Raw genomic sequence first — 19,647 nt, 5'->3', positions numbered from 1 at the left:
ACACATTGTTTGGTAGAACATATTATTGCGGTGAAATAACTGAACAAGCAATCGGTGAATCTGTAACGCTGAAAGGCTGGGTCCAAAAAAGACGGGACCTCGGCGGATTGATTTTTATTGACTTGCGTGACCGTACGGGAATTGTTCAAGTCGTTTTTAACCCTGATGTGTCAAAAGAAGCGCTTGCTATTGCGGAAGGTATCAGAAATGAATACGTGCTTGATATTCAAGGAAAAGTGGTGGCGCGTGAAGAGGGAACAGTTAATCCGAATTTGAAAACAGGCGCGATCGAAATTCATGCTGATGGAGTGAACGTATTAAATGCTGCAAAGACACCTCCATTTGCGATTTCTGATCAAGCAGAAGAGGTATCAGAGGACGTTCGTTTAAAACACCGTTACTTAGATTTACGCAGACCGGCTATGTTCCAGACGATGCAGCTGCGCCATAACGTGACGAAAGCTGTTCGCAGCTTTTTAGATGAAAACGGGTTTCTTGATATTGAAACGCCGATTTTAACAGGAAGCACGCCTGAAGGCGCACGTGACTACTTGGTGCCAAGCCGTGTGCACGAAGGTGAGTTCTACGCGCTTCCGCAGTCTCCGCAGCTATTTAAACAGCTTCTGATGGTATCAGGCATTGAACGATATTATCAAATTGCCCGCTGTTTCCGCGATGAAGACTTGCGTGCGGACCGCCAGCCTGAGTTTACGCAAATTGATATTGAAATGTCCTTTATGAGCCAGGAAGACATTATGTCATTGGCTGAGGAGATGATGGCAAAGGTTATGCGTGAAACAAAAGGTGTGGAACTTAAGCTTCCTCTCCCTCGAATGACGTATGACGAAGCAATGAACAAGTACGGTTCTGATAAACCGGATACGCGTTTTAACATGCTATTGACGGATGTGTCTGACATTGTAAAGGATACGGAATTTAAAGTGTTCTCATCAGCTGTAGCAAACGGCGGCGTGGTCAAAGCCATCAACGTAAAAGACGGTGCCGGCGACTACTCACGAAAAGACATCGACGCTCTTGGCGCTTTTGCTGCAAACTACGGGGCAAAAGGGCTTGCCTGGGTGAAAGTTGAGGCAGACGGAGTGAAAGGCCCGATCGCTAAATTCTTTGATGAAGAAAAGCAGTCTAAGCTGATTGAAGCACTTGATGCTGCTGAAGGTGATTTGCTGCTGTTCGGAGCGGATCAATTCGAAGTTGTAGCCGCATCACTCGGCGCCCTGCGCTTAAAGCTTGGGAAAGAACGCGGACTGATTGATGAAAAATTGTTCAATTTCTTATGGGTCATCGACTGGCCGCTATTAGAGCATGATCCGGAAGAAGGCCGTTTTTACGCAGCGCACCATCCGTTCACAATGCCTGTCCGCGAAGACCTTGAGCTGATTGAAACAGCGCCTGAAGACATGAAAGCACAAGCCTATGACCTCGTTTTAAACGGCTATGAGCTTGGCGGCGGTTCAATCCGTATTTTCGAAAAGGATATTCAGGAAAAAATGTTTGCGCTTCTCGGCTTCTCACCAGAAGAAGCGGCTGAACAGTTCGGATTCCTGCTGGAAGCATTTGAATACGGCGCTCCTCCGCACGGCGGAATCGCACTCGGCTTAGACCGTCTCGTTATGCTTCTAGCTGGACGTACGAACCTGAGAGATACGATTGCATTTCCGAAAACGGCAAGCGCAAGCTGCTTGATGACAGAAGCGCCAGGCGAAGTAAGCGATGCTCAGCTTGATGAGCTTCATCTTTCTATCAAGAAAAAAGTTAAGAACTGAATGTGCAGTTCGATTCTTGAAAATCAAAATCGTCTGTGATATGATTTTGACAAGTTAAATAAAGTCCTGATGTGTTAGTTGTACACCTAGTTTTGACCGAACATTTTTTTGATTTGGGAGCCCGCATTTTTAAATGGCGTACATGCCTCTTTTCATTCGGTAAAGAGGACTTACAAGATTTAAAAGAGGGCACCCACCTGCTGAGAGCGGGTTCAAAACAAAGGAAAGCTGCAACGGCACTATTGGGACTTTATTTTTTGTGCGCAGAAAAACGGCTGCCCATGGATCAGCCATTTTATAGATGAAACCAGAATACGAATGTGGAGTGAGGTTCTTGTTACACCAGTTTTCACGCAATGAATTAGCTATCGGAAAAGAAGGCCTTGAAACGCTGAAAAACAGCACGGTTGCTGTACTTGGGGTTGGCGGAGTCGGATCGTTCGCGGCGGAAGCTCTCGCGCGGTCAGGCGTCGGCCGCATTCTGCTTGTTGACAAAGATGATGTGGACATTACAAATGTAAACCGTCAGCTTCACGCGCTGCTTTCAACTGTCGGACAGCCGAAAGTTGATTTAATGAAGGAGCGGATCGCTGACATTAATCCGGAGTGCGAAGTGATCGCGTTAAAAATGTTCTATACGGAAGAAACGTACGAGCAATTTTTTGACTATAATCTCGACTATGTCATTGACGCGTCAGACACGATTCATTATAAAATCCATTTAATGAAAGAATGTCTGAAACGGGATATTCCGCTCATTTCCAGCATGGGTGCCGCGAACAAAACGGACCCGACACGCTTCCAAATCGCAGATATTTCAAAAACGCACACTGATCCAATTGCGAAGGTCGTCCGTACGAGATTACGCAAAGAGGGCATCAAAAAAGGCGTTCAAGTGATTTTTTCTGATGAAAGCCCGATTGTCATTCGGGAAGATGTCAGAAAAGAAGTGGGAAATGACGAAGCGAAAATCCGTAAAGCGAAAATGCCGCCATCCTCTAATGCGTTTGTGCCGTCAGTCGCAGGCTTGATTATGGGTGGACATGTTGTCATGGATCTTTTGAAAGACATTGAAATCAAACGCGTAAAGGATAAATAACGCATAAAAACAGCCTTGAAGAGCAAGGCTGTTTTTGTTTTATTTTCTTTTCATTAATTTGTCGTACACCTGCTTTAAGGCGGATTCGAACTTTCCTGTCTGTTTCGGCTTGTAGTATTGCTTATTCTTTAAAGGATCAGGGAGATATTGCTGTTCGACCCATCCATTGTCGTAATTGTGCGGGTATTTATAGTCGATTCCTCTTCCTAATTCCTGAGCTCCTTTATAATGCGCGTCCTTTAAATGCTTCGGTACATCACCGATTTTTCCGGCTCTGATATCAGCCAGAGCCTCATCAATTGCCAGAATGGCTGAGTTTGATTTCGGTGAGAGGCAAAGCTCAATGACTGCGTTGGCCAGCGGGATTCGCGCTTCGGGAAAACCGACTCGCTCAGCGGTCTGAATAGCGTGCAGCACTCTCGGACCGGCTTGCGGGCTTGCTAAGCCGATATCTTCATAGGCGATGACGAGCAGGCGTCTTGCGATGCTCTCCAGATCACCGGCTTCAATTAATCTTGCCAAATAGTGAAGAGCAGCGTTGGCATCAGAGCCGCGGATCGATTTTTGAAAAGCGGACAGCACATCATAATGCGCGTCACCATCTTTATCGTGAGAAAAGCTCTTTTTCTGCAGACATTCTTCCGCAGTGTCTAATGTAATATGAATCACACCGTCTGCTGACTCCTTCGTTGACAACACGGCCAGCTCAAGTGCATTTAAAGCGGAGCGGACATCTCCTCCGCATCCGTGAGCAAAATGCTCCATCGCCTGATCATCAATGGATACAGAATATGTGCCAAGGCCTCGATGTTCATCATGAAGGGCCCTTTCCAGCGCTTGTTTGATCAGTTCAGGTGTTAACGGCTCAAGCTCAAAAATCTGGGTCCGGCTTCTGATCGCCGGATTAATGGCATGATACGGGTTAGCCGTAGTTGCTCCGATCAAAATGATCATCCCATTTTCTAAATAGGGCAATAGAAAATCTTGTTTTCCTTTATCCAGCCTGTGGACTTCATCCAGAATCAAAATCACTTGGCCGGACATTTTGGCTTCTTGGGCGACGATTTCCATATCTTTTTTATTGTTAATGACAGCATTCAGCTTTCGAAAAGCAATACTTGTTGAACCGGCGATTGCTGTGGCGATTGATGTTTTTCCAATTCCGGGCGGCCCGTACAAAATCATGGATGACAAATGTTTTGCCTGGACCATTCTGCCGATAATTTTATCTTCGGCCACCAGATGCTGCTGGCCGATAATATCCTCTATTTTTGTCGGACGCATCCGATATGCCAATGGCTTCATTTATCATCTCTCCTTACTTAATTACAGGGTAACGGAAAACCGTACATTAGAAAAGGGGAAAGGCCCGTTTCCTTTTGCCTCAATGAAAATTCGCTGAAGGTATGTTATAATAACAGTTGGTCTATTAGATAATAAACGGACGAAACATATAGAAATTACCATTATAAATGTGGAAAATCATGAAATAACAGAGGTGTTCATGTTGAAAATATCAACTAAGGGAAGATACGGGCTCACCATTATGATCGAGCTTGCAAAAAAGCATGGTGAAGGCCCGACTTCATTGAAAAGCATCGCACAGACGAATAATTTGTCCGAGCATTATTTGGAGCAGCTGGTATCGCCGCTCCGTAATGCCGGTTTAGTGAAAAGCATCAGAGGCGCATATGGCGGATATGTATTAGGCAGTGAACCGGATGCCATTACGGCGGGAGATATTATCCGTGTGCTAGAGGGGCCGATCAGCCCTGTTGAAGTGCTGGAAGATGAGGAGCCTGCCAAGCGTGAACTTTGGATTCGCATCCGAGACGCTGTAAAAGAGGTTTTAGACAGTACAACATTAGAGGATCTTGCCAGCTATACAGACGGAGAGCAAGAAGCTTATATGTTCTATATTTAGATCAGAGGTGTAAACATTATGGAACGGATTTATTTAGATCATGCCGCAACATCTCCGATGGATGAACGCGTGCTGGAAAAAATGATACCGCATTTCTCAGGCAGTTTCGGTAATCCATCCAGTATTCACTCATTTGGCAGAGAATCTCGAAAATGGGTGGATGAAGCAAGAGCGCAGATCGCAGCAGAAATCGGAGCGGCAGAGCAGGAGATCATTTTTACAAGCGGGGGCACGGAAGCTGATAACTTGGCGATTATGGGAACCGCGCTTGCACGTAAAGATCTGGGCAGACATATCATCACGACAAAAATTGAACATCATGCTGTGCTTCACACATGTGAAAAACTTGAGAAAGACGGATTTGACATAACGTGTCTGGACGTTGACCAAAATGGAAGAGTCAGTGCAAAACAGGTGAAAGAAGCACTGCGTGATGATACAATCCTTGTGACAGTGATGTATGGAAATAATGAAGTCGGAACAGTGCAGCCGATCGATGAAATCGGTGAGCTGCTGAAGGAACACAAAGCGTATTTTCATACCGATGCTGTTCAGGCATTCGGGTTGCTGCCAATTGACGTGAAAAACAGCCATATTGACCTTCTGTCTGTTTCCGGGCACAAGCTCAACGGGCCAAAAGGGACAGGCTTTTTATATGCGAGTAAAGATGTGAAGCTTTCACCGCTATTATTCGGAGGAGAGCAAGAAAGAAAACGCCGTGCCGGAACAGAAAATGTTCCGGGCATTGTCGGGCTGAAAGAAGCGATTAAGCTGTCAAGTGAAGAACGGGACGAAAAAAACGAGAAGTATCAATCGTTTAAAGCAATCTTTGCCGACACGCTTAAAGATGCAGGTGTGGCATTCGAGATCAACGGGGACAAAGAGCATAGTCTGCCGCATGTTTTGAATCTTTATTTCCCCGGTGTGTCAGTGGAAGCGCTGCTGGTCAATCTTGATATGGCGGGTGTCGCTGTCTCAAGCGGTTCAGCGTGCACGGCCGGTTCAGTCCTGCCGTCACATGTTCTGACTGCTATGTTCGGGGAAGAGAGTGACAGGCTGACGTCCTCTATTCGAATCAGCTTCGGTCTCGGCAATACGGCTGAGCAAGTGAAAACTGCTGCCAAACATGTGGCCGACGTTGTCAAACGACTGACACAATAAGGTGGCTTAGTTATTGGAGTGAATGAAATGGAAAAACGGCCGGAGGATACAAGAGTCGTCGTCGGCATGTCCGGCGGAGTAGACTCATCTGTGGCGGCCCTGCTGTTAAAAGAACAGGGCTATGATGTAATCGGAATCTTTATGAAAAACTGGGATGACACGGACGAAAACGGTTTTTGCACGGCGACAGAGGATTATGAAGATGTGATCCGCGTCTGCAACCAAATCGGAATCCCGTATTATGCCGTAAACTTTGAAAAGCAATATTATGAGAAGGTATTCCAATACTTCCTTGATGAATATAAAGCAGGCAGAACACCAAACCCGGATGTACTGTGCAACAAAGAAATTAAATTCAAGGCCTTTTTGGAGCATGCATTGTCACTTGGCGCTGACTATTTAGCGACTGGCCACTATGCAAGAGTAGACAGAAGCGGTGGAAAAGTCAGAATGCTGCGCGGCATTGATGAAAACAAGGATCAAACGTACTTTTTGAATCAGCTGACAGAAGATACGCTGAGCAAAGTCATGTTCCCGATCGGCGAACTTCAAAAAAGCCGTGTGCGTGAAATCGCCAAAGAAGCAGAACTTGCAACGGCGACGAAAAAAGACAGTACAGGCATCTGCTTTATCGGCGAACGTAACTTTAAAACGTTTCTCAGCCAATATCTCCCTGCACAGCCGGGCGATATGATGACGATGGACGGCGAAGTTAAAGGCCGCCACGACGGGTTGATGTACTACACGATCGGACAGCGTCACGGCCTTGGCATCGGCGGAAGCGGCGAGCCGTGGTTTGCGGTAGGGAAAGATCTTGAAAAGAACATCCTCTACGTAGATCAAGGGTTCCATAACCCGCTTTTATATTCCGACAAAATCACAGCAACAAATATCAGCTGGGTACGTTCGGATATCATGAAGGGCGAAGAAATTTCCTGCACGGCTAAATTCCGTTACCGTCAAGAAGATCATAAAGTGACGGTGCGCATGACTGGCGAAGGTGAAGCGGAAGTCATCTTTGATGAACAAGTCAGAGCTGTAACGCCGGGACAAGCCGTTGTCTTCTATGACGGTGAAGAATGCCTTGGCGGCGGGACAATTGATGATGTGTACAAAGACGGAACAAAATTGTGGTACGTATAAAAGATGAAAAACCTCAACACTGAGTTGGGGTTTTTTAGTGAAAGGAAGATGATCGGTGGATTATAATCAACTCGGTATAGAGGCGATGCAGGAAGGCGATTACGAGAAAGCGGCAGAGGCATTTACAAAAGCGATTGAAGAAAATAAAGAAGACGCGATTCCGTATATCAATTTTGCCAACCTGCTTTCATCCGTAAACGAGCTGGAACGTGCGCTTGCGTTTTATGATAAAGCGCTTGAATTAGACAATAGCGCAGCCACTGCTTATTATGGAGCAGGAAATGTCTATGTTGTAAAAGAAATGTACAAAGAAGCGAAAGACATGTTTGAAAAAGCGCTTCGTGCGGGGATGGAAAACGGCGACCTGTTTTACATGCTCGGAACGGTTCTTGTCAAGCTCGAACAGCCTAAGCTTGCACTGCCATATTTACAAAGAGCGGTTGAGCTGAATGAAAACGATACGGAAGCACGCTTTCAATTCGGGATGTGCTTAGCCAATGAGGGCATGCTGGACGAAGCGCTCAGCCAGTTCTCAGCTGTAACAGAGCAAGATCCCGGGCATGCAGATGCATTTTATAATGCCGGTGTCGCTTATGCTTATAAAGAAAACCGAGAAAAAGCGCTGGAAATGCTGGACAAGGCGATCGATATCCAGCCAGATCATATGCTTGCGCTTCATGCTAAAAAACTGATCGACCCATCATAACAGGCACAGGAGGAGGGACAGCTCGTGCAGCAGCATCCGGATCAGCTTAAACTGGAGGAAGAGCCCTATTTAAAAGGGACAGTTAACACAGTCATCTATCATAATGACACCAATTTATATACGGTTCTGAAAGTGAAAGTCACAGAGACCTCCGAAGCCATAGAAGATAAAGCCGTATCCGTGACGGGCTACTTCCCTGCGCTTCAAGAAGAAGAGACCTACACGTTTTACGGAAAGATCGTAACACACCCGAAATTCGGGCTCCAATTTCAAGCGGAGCATTTCAAAAAAGAGATACCGACGACTAAGGAAGGCATTATACAATATTTATCGAGTGATTTATTCGAGGGAATCGGCAAAAAAACAGCTGAAGAAATTGTGAAAAAGCTGGGCGACAGCGCCATTAACAAAATATTGGCTGACGCTTCAGTGCTTTATGATGTTCCGAGGCTCTCAAAAAAGAAAGCAGACACGCTGGCCGGTGCCTTGCAGCGGCATCAGGGGCTGGAGCAAATCATGATTTCCCTGAACCAGTTTGGCTTTGGCCCGCAGCTGTCCATGAAAATCTATCAAGCCTATGAATCCGAGACGCTTGAAAAAATTCAAGAAAATCCTTATCAGCTTGTGAAGGACGTAGAAGGCATCGGGTTTGGGAAAGCGGATGAGCTGGGCGGCAGAATGGGTCTTTCGGGTAACCATCCTGAGCGGGTAAAAGCTGCGATTCTGTACACGCTTGAAACGACTTGTCTGTCAGAGGGGCACACGTACATAGAAACGGAGCAGCTGATCATCGACACCCAATCACTGTTAAACCAGTCAGCAAAGGAAGATCAGCGCATCACAGAAATGGATGCCGCTAACGCGATTATTGCTCTTGGAGAAAATAAAGACATTGTCATAGAAGATGGACGCTGTTATTTCCCATCGCTGTTTTACGCTGAACAAAATGTTGCTAAGCGAGTGAAACATATCGCAAGCCAAACTGAATATGATGACCAGTTTCCCGAATCAGAGTTTTTGCTCGCTTTGGGGGAATTGGAAGAACGGATGAACGTTCAGTATGCCCCCAGCCAGAAAGAAGCGATTCAAAAAGCTCTTTCCTCGCCGATGCTTCTTTTAACAGGCGGCCCAGGAACAGGGAAAACGACGGTTATCAGAGGGATTGTCGAGCTCTACGGAGAGCTTCACGGTGTGTCACTAGACCCGTCAGCTTATAAAAAGGATGAAGCTTTTCCGATTGTTTTGGCCGCTCCGACAGGGAGAGCAGCAAAACGAATGAGTGAATCAACGGGACTTCCTGCAGTCACGATACACAGGCTGCTTGGCTGGAACGGCGCTGAAGGCTTTTCCCATACAGAGGATGAGCCGATTGAAGGGAAGCTGTTAATAATCGATGAAGCCAGCATGCTTGATATATGGCTGGCGAACCATCTATTCAAGGCGATCCCTGATCATATCCAAATCATCATTGTCGGAGACGAAGACCAGTTGCCTTCTGTAGGTCCGGGCCAAGTGCTGAGAGACCTACTGGCATCCCAGGTGATTCCCACGGTGAGACTGACAGACATCTACCGCCAGGCTGAGGGGTCATCAATCGTCGAGCTTGCCCACCAGATGAAAAATGGATTGCTGCCGAACAATTTGACTGCCCCCACAAAGGACCGATCCTTTATTCGCTGCGGAGGCTCGCAAATTAAAGAAGTTGTTGAAAAGGTTGTCGCCAATGCATTGAAAAAAGGCTATACGGCAAAGGACATTCAGGTCCTCGCTCCGATGTACAGAGGAAAAGCCGGCATCAATGAGTTGAATGTGATGCTGCAGGATATTTTAAATCCTCCGAAAGAAAAACGGAGAGAATTGAAGTTCGGGGATGTTGTCTACAGAACCGGAGATAAAATTTTGCAGCTTGTCAATCAGCCGGAAAACAATGTATTCAACGGAGATATTGGCGAAATTACGTCGATATTTTATGCAAAGGAAAATACAGAAAAAGAAGACATGGCCGTCGTTTCTTTTGATGGCAATGAAATGACGTTTACGAAAAAAGATTTTAATCAATTTACCCATGCGTATTGCTGTTCTATTCATAAATCGCAGGGAAGTGAATTTCCGATTGTGGTTTTGCCTGTTGTGAAAGGCTACTATAGAATGCTCAGAAGAAACCTTCTTTATACCGCGATTACAAGAGCGAAGAAATTTCTCATTTTATGTGGGGAAGAGGAGGCGCTGGAGTGGGGCGTGAAAAATAATGATGCAACTGTCAGACAGACCTCCTTAAAAAACAGGCTGTCCGTACAGGTTGAGGAAATGGATGCCGAGCTTGAGGCTCTCCAAAAAGAGCTCCCATTCAGCGTACACGACGCCAACATTGGCATGGAAGGCATTACACCATTTGATTTTATGAAAGAAGAACAGCTGTAAACATGCTCCCGTGTAAGCGGGAGTTTTTTCATTTGCAGTGGAATTGATTTCATCGTATGAGTCTAAGGCGCAAAGCAAAACCTAAGCCTGTTCAACAAAAGGTGGTTGATCACACTTTGAGAACATGCCATGAAGTAGAAGGATTCCCAGTATACTCAGAACGAACTTCTTGTTATCTCGGGGCAATTTCTGATATTTGTTTTTCTCTGCAGGGAGATTGTCTCGGGTTTATTCTTGCACAAAAACGGTTTTTGCATCATCATCATGCGCTATTACGGGCGTGTGATATCTCTTCCGTTCTTGATGACCGCATATTGGCTTCGGTCAGTTCAGAGCAGCTTCTGCCTCTTCCGAAATCATGCTTCACATACGAGCAGATGAAAATGAAGCTTGTGAAATCGCAAGAGGGGGATATATTGGGGATGCTGGAAGATGTATACTTTTGTTTGGACAGGGGCATAATCGTAGCATATGAACTCTCGGACGGTTTCTTTTCTGACCTGGCGGGAAGCAAGCGCCAGATCCAAAGAGCGGATTCGCTTGTCGAGGTGCGGAAAGACGAGATCGTTCTGAACGGATAGAGGTGTGAGATATGCTTATATGCCCGAATTGCAAAAGTAAGGATATCGGGAAAATCGGCGTGAACCAATATTATTGCTGGGGCTGTTTTATTGAGCTGACTGTGGCGAAAGGGAAGATTGCAACTCATCAGGTGGAAGAAGACGGAACGTTAAGCAGCTTGGATGATTTGTTTTCTGAGGATGAACGCAGCATCAATTTTTAATCATGAAAGGAGATGCGCAGGATGAATCGGACGATGACTTCTCTTTTGGCAATGGGAGCCGGAGCTCTCGTGTACCGAATGGCGACTCAATCTGACATGCTGAATAATCGAAGCATGAAGCGGATGAGAAGAAGAATGATGAAAATGTTTTAATGCAAAAAGGATACTCTCTAAAGAGTATCCTTTTCTATATTTGCCGTGCCTCAAGGCGCCTTGCTGCGATTGAAAGGAAGTAATTGACTGCCACATACATAAGGTGCCGTAAGTAAAAAGATCGAAAAAAATAATCGCCGTCTGATCAGTTCGGGCAACAATCACAACAGCAAGCGATGTATCTAATGGGCGGAACCATGCAGCGAAGCGCTTGCGGCATGAAAAGAACAAAGTCAGTGTAGCTCAGCCCGGTGGAGCACGACGCTTCTATCAGCCACTTCGGGTAATTTCAAATAGCATAGCGGATTTAAAAACACACTAAACGATCTGAAAAAATGTCCACGACTTAGGACTGGCTGAAAACATAAAAGAATAATTCTGTGTAAACCTCAAAAGATATAGGTGAGGTGAAAGCAGATGCTTCAAAAACCGGTGCAGCTTTTGTTATGGGTGGCCATTTGTTTGCTGGTTCTGTTAACAGTCTACGTCTTTTTTATGCTTGATATGTTATGGACACCCTTTTGGTACGTCATAAAAACGATCTTTATTCCCTTGATTATTTCCATTTTTATATCTTATTTATTGCTTCCGGTCACGGAATGGCTGCATGGCAAAGGATTGCCTAGGACTTTGAGCATCTTGGTTATTTATGTTCTTTTTTTTGGCGGGATTGGCTGGGCGCTGTATAAGGGGGTGCCTGTTCTCATCGTGCAGCTGACGGAGTTGTCAGAAAATATACCGATGTTTGCCGAAACGTATAACGGGCTCCTTCTTCATGTGCATAATCATACAGATGATTGGCCTGATGGTATGCATCACCGTATAGATAAAATGATCAGCCAGACGGAGGCGTTTTTTGCTGGAACGATCGAGGGTGCGATCAGCGGAATCCGAAACGTGCTTGATTATTTCTTAATTGCGGCAACGATCCCTTTTCTTGTGTTTTATATGGTAAAGGACATTGAGTTAATGAAAAAGACGGTATGGTACCTGACTCCGAAGTCGTGGAGAAAGCGAGGCAGCGCCTTTTTGCGCGATGTGGATGACTCTCTTGGAGATTACATCCGCGGGCAGCTTTTGGTCTGCTTGATTCTCGGCGTGATTGCCGGCTTTACGTTCTGGGTATTTGGGCTTCCGTATCCGCTGATACTCGGCCTTATCTCTGGGATCACGAATGTCATTCCGTATTTTGGCCCTTTCATTGGAGCTGTTCCTGCATTGTTAATTGCGATGACGATCTCAGTGAAGGCGGTTCTTGTTGTGGTGATTACGGTGTTTATTCTGCAGTTTATGGAAGGCAATATCCTTAGTCCGTTCATTGTCGGCAGAAGCCTTAAAATGCATCCGGTCGTAATCATGCTTGCGCTCCTCGCCGGAGGGGAGCTTGCGGGAATCGTCGGGATGATTCTGGCTGTTCCTGCGACGGCTGTTTTAAAAGTGATGATGATCCATTTTTTGCGGATGAGGACAGAGCATTGACATTGGCGTGCCGCTTGTCTATAATTTCTCGTAGAATACATACGAATCTCGAGTGACGGATCTGAGTACGCCGAAGCCCTGTTAAAGAGAGAAGCTCCATAAGCTGAAAGGAGCTTTAGCAGAAGATCGGAGGAAGCTAATCCTGAGTGCAGTTAATCACTGCCGCACATCCTGCGTTACAGGGTTTAAGGTGACGGGCGAATGAAGCCCGTAATCAGGGTGGTACCGCGAGACAGCTCTCGTCCCTGTGTAAACGTTGGTTTGCATAGGGGGAGGGCTTTTTTGCTGTCACTGAAGAGAATTTCGATTTTTATAGAGGAGGAAATACAATGAAACACTTAACTTCTGCGGAAGTGCGTCAAATGTTTTTGGATTTCTTTAAAGAAAAAGGGCATGCGGTAGAGCCAAGCGCGTCATTAGTGCCTCATGAGGATCCTTCACTGCTCTGGATCAACAGCGGTGTTGCGACGCTGAAAAAATATTTTGACGGCCGTGTCGTGCCGGAAAATCCAAGAATCGTAAACGCTCAAAAAGCGATCAGAACAAACGATATAGAAAACGTAGGTAAAACTGCGCGCCATCATACTTTCTTTGAAATGCTCGGAAACTTTTCCATCGGCGATTATTTCAAAGAAGAAGCCATTACATGGGCTTGGGAGTTTTTAACGAGCGATAAGTGGATCGGCTTCGACAAAGAGCTTCTTTCTGTTACGGTTCATCCTGAGGATGAAGAAGCGTATGAGTTTTGGGCGAAAAAAATCGGTATTCCTGAAGAAAGAATCATCCGTCTGGAAGGGAACTTCTGGGATATCGGTGAAGGGCCGAGCGGACCGAACACGGAGATTTTCTACGACCGCGGTGAAGCATATGGTAATGATCCAGAAGATCCGGAGCTTTACCCAGGCGGAGAAAACGACCGTTACTTAGAAGTATGGAACCTTGTGTTCTCAGAGTTCAACCATAACCCTGACGGCACGTACACACCGCTTCCGAAGAAGAACATTGATACAGGCATGGGACTTGAAAGAATGGTATCTGTCATCCAGAATGTTCCGACAAACTTTGATACCGATTTGTTTGTTCCGATCATAAAAGCAACAGAATCGATTTCTGGTGAAACATACGGCAAAGACAATGTGAAGGACACTGCGTTTAAAGTGATTGCCGACCATATCAGAACAGTTGCCTTTGCTGTCAGTGACGGGGCGCTGCCGTCAAATGAAGGCCGCGGCTATGTATTAAGACGCTTATTGCGCCGTGCCGTCCGTTATGCCAAAACGATCAACATCCACCGTCCGTTCATGTTTGATTTAGTGCCGGTTGTCGCAGAAATCATGGCTGATTTCTATCCTGAAGTAAAAGAAAAAGCGGATTTCATCGCAAAAGTCATTAAAACCGAGGAAGAACGATTCCATGAGACCCTTAATGAAGGGCTTGCGATCCTGTCAGAAATGATCAAAAAAGAAAAAGACAAGGGCAGCAGCGTCATCTCAGGTGCTGATGTGTTTAAACTGTATGATACGTATGGATTCCCGGTTGAACTGACTGAAGAATACGCAGAAGACGAGAACATGACGGTTGACCATGAAGGCTTTGAGGAAGAAATGAACCAGCAGCGTGAACGGGCAAGAAACGCCCGCCAGGATGTCGGCAGCATGCAGGTGCAGGGCGGCGCATTGCGCGACGTGACCGACGAAAGCACATTTGTCGGCTATTCTCAAACCAAAGCTGATGCCAATGTCATTGTGCTTCTTCAGGACGGCCAATTAATCGAAGAGGCTCATGAAGGCGAAAGCATTCAATTCATTCTTGATGAAACACCGTTCTATGCAGAAAGCGGAGGTCAAATCGGCGACAAGGGCTATCTCCGCAGCGAGCAGGCAGTTGTGAGAATTAAAGATGTCCAAAAAGCGCCGAACGGCCAGCATGTGCATGAAGGTGTTGTGGAGAGCGGTACTGTTCAAAAAGGCTTGCATGTTACTGCTGAAGTTGAAGACCATATGAGAAGCGGCGTCATTAAAAACCACACGGCAACGCATTTATTGCATCAGGCTCTAAAAGATGTTCTTGGAACTCATGTCAATCAGGCGGGCTCTCTTGTAACTGAAAACCGTCTTCGTTTTGACTTCTCACACTTTGGCCAAGTGACAAAAGAAGAGCTTGACCAAATTGAAAGAATCGTAAACGAAAAAATTTGGGCGAGCATCCCGGTCAATATTGATTTGAAACCGATCGCTGAGGCAAAAGAAATGGGTGCGATGGCTCTGTTCGGCGAAAAATATGGCGATATTGTCCGTGTCGTTCAAGTTGGGGATTACAGTTTAGAGCTGTGCGGCGGCTGCCATGTCAGAAATACAGCAGAAATCGGCTTGTTTAAAATCGTTTCTGAATCTGGAATCGGGGCAGGCACAAGACGGATTGAAGCTGTAACGGGGCAAGGCGCTTACGTCGAAATGAACAGCCAGATTTCTGTATTGAAGCAGACTGCTGACGAGCTGAAAACAAATATCAAAGAGGTGCCGAAACGGGTCGCGGCTCTGCAGGCTGAGCTGAAGGAAGCACAAAGAGAAAATGAATCTCTTCTTGCGAAACTAGGCAACGTGGAAGCAGGAGCGATCCTGTCGAAAGTAAAAGAAGTTGGCGGCGTAAACGTGCTTGCGGAAAAAGTTAATGCAAAAGACATGAACCATCTCCGCACAATGGTTGATGAACTCAAAGCAAAGATTGGCTCTGCGGTGATTGTGCTTGGTGCGGTACAAAACGATAAAGTAAATATTTCTGCCGGAGTCACAAAGGACCTTATTGAGAAAGGCCTTCATGCCGGCAAGCTGGTTAAACAAGCTGCGGAAGTTTGCGGCGGAGGCGGCGGAGGCCGTCCGGACATGGCGCAGGCAGGCGGCAAACAGCCGGAAAAACTAGAAGAAGCTTTGGCTTCTGTAGAAGATTGGGTGAAATCCGTTTTATAATTCGCCCATGTAGTGTAGAATGATGGTAAGATTAGGACCCCAGGCTGAACTTTGCCTGCGAATTTGGGAAAGAGGTGCAAAACGGTGAGCTCGTTTGATAAAACGATGAAATTTAATTTCTCCGATGATTCTGCTGAGACTAACGTAAATGAGGTGCTGATTACTGTGTATGACGCGCTTCAGGAAAAGGGCTACAATCCAATCAACCAGATTGTCGGATACTTGCTGTCAGGTGATCCCGCTTATATTCCTAGGCATCGTGACGCTCGCAATTTAATTCGCAAACTTGAAAGAGACGAATTAATCGAGGAATTGGTGAAGTCTTATTTAGAACAGCATAAAGAGGCGTAAATAAAGAATGAGAATATTAGGACTCGATTTAGGAACCAAAACACTCGGTGTAGCTCTGAGCGATGAAATGGGCTGGACTGCTCAAGGCATTGAGACCATAAAGATAAATGAAGCGGAAGGCGATTATGGTTTATCTCGTTTATCTGAACTGATAAAGGACTATACTATAGATAAAATCGTGCTCGGCTTTCCTAAGAACATGAACGGAACAGTCGGCCCGAGAGGCGAAGCCAGCCAAACATTTGCTAAAGTGCTTGAAACAACGTACAATGTTCCTGTTGTGCTGTGGGACGAGCGTCTTACCACAATGGCGGCTGAAAAAATGCTGATTGCAGCTGACGTAAGCAGGCAAAAACGAAAAAAAGTCATTGATAAGATGGCGGCTGTCATGATTTTACAAGGATATCTCGACAGCTTAAATTAAAGCCAGAGGTGAAAAAAATGGAACACGGCGAAAAAAATATTACAATTGTTGACGAGCAAGGAAATGAACAGCTTTGTGAAGTGCTGTTTACATTTGAAAACGAAGAGTTTGGCAAGTCTTATGTATTGTACTACCCAATCGAATCAAAAGATGACGAAGAAGTAGAAATTCTTGCTTCCAGCTTCACGCCAAACGAAGACGGTGAAAACGGTGAGCTATTCCCGATTGAAACTGACGAAGAATGGGATATGATCGAAGAAACACTAAACACATTCCTAGCGGACGAAGACGAAGAGTAAAACATCGTGCCAAATCAAAGCCGGAGCTATACTGCTCCGGCTTTTTTGTGCTTGATGCAGGCCTCTTTTTGTAATAAATTGCCGAAATACAATGAATCATGTAGTATAAGAGCTGATGGGAGGAGACCTAATGTATATCAATCAGCAAAAAAAATCGTTTTTTAATAAAAAAAGAATCATACTGTCTTCCATTGTTGTGCTGTTTCTCATCATTGGCGGGGCATTTTTATATGGGAAATCATTGCTTGAACCTGTTGAAAATGACAGTAAAACGGCAGTGAATATTAACATTCCGAGCGGTTCGTCTGTTTCAGCCATCGCATCGATATTAAAGAAAAATGATGTCATAAAAAGCGAGAAGGCATTTCAGTACTATGTGAAATATAAAGGTGCTTCCGGGTTTCAGGCCGGATTCTACCATCTGAATAAAGGAATGGATTTAGATGCCATTATTCAGAAGCTGACAAGCGGGGCTACAGGCTACGCTTTTCAAATCACAGTGACTGAGGGAGCACAGCTGACCCAAATCGCAGCTGCTATTGCTGATGAAACGAAATACTCGAAAAAACAAGTCATAGCGAAGCTGGACGATGAAACATTTATCAATCAGCTGAAGAAAGAATTCCCGGACACTGTGACAAACGATGTTTTCAATCAAAACATTAAGCACCCGCTTGAAGGGTACCTATTCCCGGCTACATACCCTTTTAACGATCCGGACACATCACTTGAAGACATTATCAAGGCAATGATCAAGCAGACAAATTCTTATGTGGAAACATATAAATCAGAAATGAAGAAAAACAAACTTTCTGTGCATAAGCTGCTGACGATGGCTTCTTTAATTGAAGAAGAAGCGACAGAAAAAGCCGACCGCCATAAAATTGCGAGCGTCTTTTATAACCGCCTGAAAAAGAAAATGCCGCTCCAAACAGATCCGACCGTCCTGTACGCGGCAGGCAAGCATAAAGATCGGGTTCTTTATAAGGATCTGGAAATCGATTCACCATACAATACGTATAAAAACACAGGACTGACGCCAGGACCGATCGCCAATGCCGGCATGTCGTCATGGGAAGCGGCGCTGCATCCGGATAAAACGGACTATCTGTACTTCTTGGCCAAATCAAATGGTGAGGTCGTATTTACAAAAACGCTAAAAGAGCATAATAAAGCAAAAGAAAAATACATTTCCTCAAAAAATGAGAAATAAAAGGAGAGCAAAAAGCTCTCCTTTTGTTCGCTTTCCGCAAGGTTTTATGATAAAATATATCGGGTTGTTTACCGATGTATCATGATGTATTCAGAGAGTGTCCTGTGCATAAGACTGGGGCACTCCTTTTTAGAACGGGAGGCTGTTTGTAGTGACTGACCGGTATGAACAAATAAATGACTATATAGAAGCATTATTAAAGCCTCGGCCGGATAACGTGAAGAAGCTTGAAGCATATGCAGAAGAACATCATGTCCCGATCATGGAAAAAGCGGGCATGGAGGTGCTGCTTCAAATTTTGTCTCTGAAACAGCCGAAAAAAATACTAGAAATCGGAACGGCCATTGGTTATTCTGCCATTCGAATGGCGCTGGAGCTGCCGTCTGCTGAAATATATACAATTGAACGCAATGAGAAACGGCACGAAGAAGCGGTAAACAATATCAAGGAATTTCAGCTTGATGACCGGATTCATGTTTTTTACGGAGATGCGCTTGAATTAGCTGACGCCGTTCATGTAACTGCGCCTTACGATGTCATTTTTATTGACGCTGCAAAAGGTCAGTATCAAAACTTTTTTCATTTATATGAACCGATGCTTTCACCGGACGGGGTGATTTTAACGGACAACGTGCTGTTTAAAGGTCTGGTGGCAGAGGATTACAGCAAAATAGAACCGAAGAGAAGGCGCAGGCTTATAACAAAAATTGATGAATATAATCATTGGCTGATGAATCATCCGGATTACCAAACTGCGATTATTCCTGTCGGGGACGGACTTGCGATTAGTAAAAAGAAGAGGTGAACGTCATGAAAAAACCAGAGCTCTTAGTGACGCCGACAAGTACGGCTGACATTTTGCCGCTCATACAGGCGGGAGCAACTGCGTTTTTAGTTGGGGAACAGAGATACGGCTTGAGATTGGCCGGAGAGTTTTCTCGTGAAGATGTAACGAAAGCCGTAGAAATTGCCCACAAAGAAGGGGCAAAAGTATACGTTGCTGTAAATGCAATTTTCCATAACGATAAAGTGGGTGAGCTTGGCGAATATCTGGCTTTCTTAGCGGAAGCCGGTGTCGATGCAGCGGTATTCGGCGATCCTGCCGTGCTGATGGCTGCCCGTGAATCTGCGCCTGATCTGAAGCTTCATTGGAGTACAGAAACAACAGGCACCAACTACTATACATGCAACTACTGGGGACGCAAGGGCGCGGCGCGTTCTGTGCTTGCCAGAGAATTAAACATGGATAGCATTGTCGAAATGAAAGAAAATGCTGAAGTCGAAATTGAAATCCAGGTGCATGGAATGACGTGCATGTTCCAATCGAAGCGTTCTTTGATTGGAAACTATTTTGAATATCAAGGAAAAGTCATGGACATTGAAAGAAAGAAAAAAGAATCTGGCATGTTTTTGCACGATAAAGAACGTGATAATAAATATCCGATTTTCGAAGATGAAAACGGCACTCATATTATGAGCCCGAACGATGTGTGCATCATTGATGAGCTCGAGGAATTGATAGATGCCGGAATTGATTCCTTCAAAATTGACGGTGTCCTGAAAACGCCTGAATACTTAATAGAAGTCACCAAAATGTACAGAGAAGCAATTGATTTGTGCGTGGAAGACCGTGACGAATACGAAGCGAAAAAAGAAGACTGGATTGAACGCATTGAAAGCATCCAGCCAGTGAACAGAAAAATCGATACCGGATTCTTCTTCAAGGAAACGGTTTATTAA

Annotated in this window: 19 protein-coding genes, 1 other RNA gene and 1 pseudogene; 19 read left to right on the top strand and 2 right to left on the bottom strand. The window is 45.2% G+C overall.

All coding sequences use genetic code 11. From position 1 onward, the window contains the following. Positions 1-5: 5 nt before the first annotated feature. The 3 genes from aspS (at position 6) to CDO84_RS12935 (ending at position 2,883) form a co-directional block, all read left to right on the top strand. The gene (gene aspS, locus CDO84_RS12945; RefSeq protein WP_014664805.1) at positions 6-1,784 is read left to right on the top strand and encodes an aspartate--tRNA ligase; all 1,779 of its coding nucleotides are present in this window, start codon (positions 6-8) and stop codon (positions 1,782-1,784) included. Between the two features lie 60 nt (positions 1,785-1,844). Then, a non-coding RNA gene (gene ssrS / locus CDO84_RS12940) (6S RNA) lies at positions 1,845-2,037 on the top strand. Positions 2,038-2,118: 81 nt separating this feature from the next. Then, positions 2,119-2,883 (top strand): tRNA threonylcarbamoyladenosine dehydratase, encoded by a 765-nt coding sequence (locus tag CDO84_RS12935; RefSeq protein ID WP_014664803.1) that lies wholly within the window; start codon positions 2,119-2,121, stop codon positions 2,881-2,883. A gap of 39 nt (positions 2,884-2,922) precedes the next feature. Here the strand turns inward: CDO84_RS12935 and CDO84_RS12930 are convergent, their stop codons facing one another. After that, on the bottom strand, positions 2,923-4,188 hold the full coding sequence (locus CDO84_RS12930; RefSeq protein WP_014664802.1) for a replication-associated recombination protein A: 1,266 nt from the start codon (positions 4,186-4,188) through the stop codon (positions 2,923-2,925). 202 nt (positions 4,189-4,390) lie between these two features. Between CDO84_RS12930 and cymR the strand changes: the two genes are divergently transcribed. From cymR to CDO84_RS12890, 8 genes are all read left to right on the top strand, one after another. Continuing rightward, on the top strand, positions 4,391-4,807 hold the full coding sequence (gene cymR / locus CDO84_RS12925) for a cysteine metabolism transcriptional regulator CymR (protein ID WP_003225879.1): 417 nt from the start codon (positions 4,391-4,393) through the stop codon (positions 4,805-4,807). Between the two features lie 18 nt (positions 4,808-4,825). Beyond that, positions 4,826-5,968 (top strand): cysteine desulfurase family protein, encoded by a 1,143-nt coding sequence (locus CDO84_RS12920; RefSeq protein WP_040082302.1) that lies wholly within the window; start codon positions 4,826-4,828, stop codon positions 5,966-5,968. Between the two features lie 27 nt (positions 5,969-5,995). After that, the gene (gene mnmA / locus CDO84_RS12915) at positions 5,996-7,111 is read left to right on the top strand and encodes a tRNA 2-thiouridine(34) synthase MnmA (protein WP_004398509.1); all 1,116 of its coding nucleotides are present in this window, start codon (positions 5,996-5,998) and stop codon (positions 7,109-7,111) included. An 85-nt stretch (positions 7,112-7,196) separates the two neighbouring features. Then, a complete protein-coding gene (locus CDO84_RS12910) occupies positions 7,197-7,817 on the top strand; it encodes a tetratricopeptide repeat protein (RefSeq protein WP_206696623.1) in 621 nt (206 codons plus the stop codon). 24 nt (positions 7,818-7,841) lie between these two features. Then, positions 7,842-10,238, top strand: coding sequence for an SF1B family DNA helicase RecD2 (gene recD2 / locus CDO84_RS12905; protein ID WP_040082303.1), 2,397 nt, complete (start codon positions 7,842-7,844; stop codon positions 10,236-10,238). Positions 10,239-10,294: 56 nt separating this feature from the next. Next, positions 10,295-10,819 (top strand): PRC-barrel domain-containing protein, encoded by a 525-nt coding sequence (locus CDO84_RS12900; RefSeq protein WP_082032957.1) that lies wholly within the window; start codon positions 10,295-10,297, stop codon positions 10,817-10,819. Between the two features lie 11 nt (positions 10,820-10,830). Beyond that, complete coding sequence (locus tag CDO84_RS12895; RefSeq protein ID WP_003225893.1) at positions 10,831-11,022, top strand: hypothetical protein; 192 nt, start codon at positions 10,831-10,833, stop codon at positions 11,020-11,022. Between the two features lie 21 nt (positions 11,023-11,043). Beyond that, a complete protein-coding gene (locus CDO84_RS12890) occupies positions 11,044-11,175 on the top strand; it encodes a DUF3918 family protein (protein WP_014664797.1) in 132 nt (43 codons plus the stop codon). A 34-nt stretch (positions 11,176-11,209) separates the two neighbouring features. On the opposite strand, the pseudogene CDO84_RS21935 reads toward CDO84_RS12890, so the two are convergent. Beyond that, a pseudogene (locus tag CDO84_RS21935) lies at positions 11,210-11,490 on the bottom strand (amino acid ABC transporter permease); the annotation flags it as partial. Between the two features lie 102 nt (positions 11,491-11,592). Here CDO84_RS21935 and CDO84_RS12885 point away from each other — a divergent pair. The 8 genes from CDO84_RS12885 to CDO84_RS12850 all read left to right on the top strand — a co-directional run bounded on the left by CDO84_RS12885 (position 11,593) and on the right by CDO84_RS12850 (position 19,647). Then, positions 11,593-12,654 carry an AI-2E family transporter gene (locus tag CDO84_RS12885; RefSeq protein WP_040082305.1) on the top strand — a complete coding sequence of 354 codons (1,062 nt, stop codon included), beginning with the start codon at positions 11,593-11,595 and terminating at the stop codon, positions 12,652-12,654. Positions 12,655-12,983: 329 nt separating this feature from the next. Next, positions 12,984-15,620, top strand: a complete 2,637-nt coding sequence (gene alaS, locus CDO84_RS12880) for an alanine--tRNA ligase (RefSeq protein WP_040082306.1) — start codon at positions 12,984-12,986, stop codon at positions 15,618-15,620. Positions 15,621-15,704: 84 nt separating this feature from the next. Further along, positions 15,705-15,971: an IreB family regulatory phosphoprotein gene (locus CDO84_RS12875; protein ID WP_003225903.1), complete on the top strand. Its 267-nt coding sequence runs from the start codon at positions 15,705-15,707 to the stop codon at positions 15,969-15,971. A 7-nt stretch (positions 15,972-15,978) separates the two neighbouring features. Next, on the top strand, positions 15,979-16,395 hold the full coding sequence (ruvX, locus tag CDO84_RS12870) for a Holliday junction resolvase RuvX (protein ID WP_003229795.1): 417 nt from the start codon (positions 15,979-15,981) through the stop codon (positions 16,393-16,395). A gap of 17 nt (positions 16,396-16,412) precedes the next feature. Further along, on the top strand, positions 16,413-16,694 hold the full coding sequence (locus CDO84_RS12865; RefSeq protein WP_014664792.1) for a DUF1292 domain-containing protein: 282 nt from the start codon (positions 16,413-16,415) through the stop codon (positions 16,692-16,694). Positions 16,695-16,824: 130 nt separating this feature from the next. After that, the gene (mltG, locus tag CDO84_RS12860; protein WP_040082307.1) at positions 16,825-17,907 is read left to right on the top strand and encodes an endolytic transglycosylase MltG; all 1,083 of its coding nucleotides are present in this window, start codon (positions 16,825-16,827) and stop codon (positions 17,905-17,907) included. 151 nt (positions 17,908-18,058) lie between these two features. Further along, complete coding sequence (locus tag CDO84_RS12855) at positions 18,059-18,712, top strand: O-methyltransferase (RefSeq protein ID WP_040082308.1); 654 nt, start codon at positions 18,059-18,061, stop codon at positions 18,710-18,712. Positions 18,713-18,717: 5 nt separating this feature from the next. After that, positions 18,718-19,647 (top strand): peptidase U32 family protein, encoded by a 930-nt coding sequence (locus CDO84_RS12850; protein ID WP_040082309.1) that lies wholly within the window; start codon positions 18,718-18,720, stop codon positions 19,645-19,647.

Source organism: Bacillus sp. MD-5 (assembly GCF_002201875.1).
GTDB classification, from domain to species: Bacteria; Bacillota; Bacilli; order Bacillales; family Bacillaceae; genus Bacillus; species Bacillus stercoris.
Note: the sequence above shows the minus strand (reverse complement) of the source record. Positions and strands in the feature narration are given on the sequence as shown.

What these genes read in the sequence shown, in the direction of transcription:
- CDO84_RS12930 (WP_014664802.1), bottom strand. Translation starts at nt 4,188, where the DNA reads ATGAAGCCATTGGCATATCGGATGCGTCCGACAAAAATAGAGGATATT.
- CDO84_RS12920 (WP_040082302.1), top strand. Translation starts at nt 4,826, where the DNA reads ATGGAACGGATTTATTTAGATCATGCCGCAACATCTCCGATGGATGAA.
- mnmA (WP_004398509.1), top strand. Translation starts at nt 5,996, where the DNA reads ATGGAAAAACGGCCGGAGGATACAAGAGTCGTCGTCGGCATGTCCGGC.
- CDO84_RS12910 (WP_206696623.1), top strand. Translation starts at nt 7,197, where the DNA reads ATGCAGGAAGGCGATTACGAGAAAGCGGCAGAGGCATTTACAAAAGCG.
- CDO84_RS12900 (WP_082032957.1), top strand. Translation starts at nt 10,295, where the DNA reads ATGAGTCTAAGGCGCAAAGCAAAACCTAAGCCTGTTCAACAAAAGGTG.
- CDO84_RS12895 (WP_003225893.1), top strand. Translation starts at nt 10,831, where the DNA reads ATGCTTATATGCCCGAATTGCAAAAGTAAGGATATCGGGAAAATCGGC.
- CDO84_RS12890 (WP_014664797.1), top strand. Translation starts at nt 11,044, where the DNA reads ATGAATCGGACGATGACTTCTCTTTTGGCAATGGGAGCCGGAGCTCTC.
- CDO84_RS12885 (WP_040082305.1), top strand. Translation starts at nt 11,593, where the DNA reads ATGCTTCAAAAACCGGTGCAGCTTTTGTTATGGGTGGCCATTTGTTTG.
- alaS (WP_040082306.1), top strand. Translation starts at nt 12,984, where the DNA reads ATGAAACACTTAACTTCTGCGGAAGTGCGTCAAATGTTTTTGGATTTC.
- ruvX (WP_003229795.1), top strand. Translation starts at nt 15,979, where the DNA reads ATGAGAATATTAGGACTCGATTTAGGAACCAAAACACTCGGTGTAGCT.
- CDO84_RS12865 (WP_014664792.1), top strand. Translation starts at nt 16,413, where the DNA reads ATGGAACACGGCGAAAAAAATATTACAATTGTTGACGAGCAAGGAAAT.
- mltG (WP_040082307.1), top strand. Translation starts at nt 16,825, where the DNA reads ATGTATATCAATCAGCAAAAAAAATCGTTTTTTAATAAAAAAAGAATC.
- CDO84_RS12850 (WP_040082309.1), top strand. Translation starts at nt 18,718, where the DNA reads ATGAAAAAACCAGAGCTCTTAGTGACGCCGACAAGTACGGCTGACATT.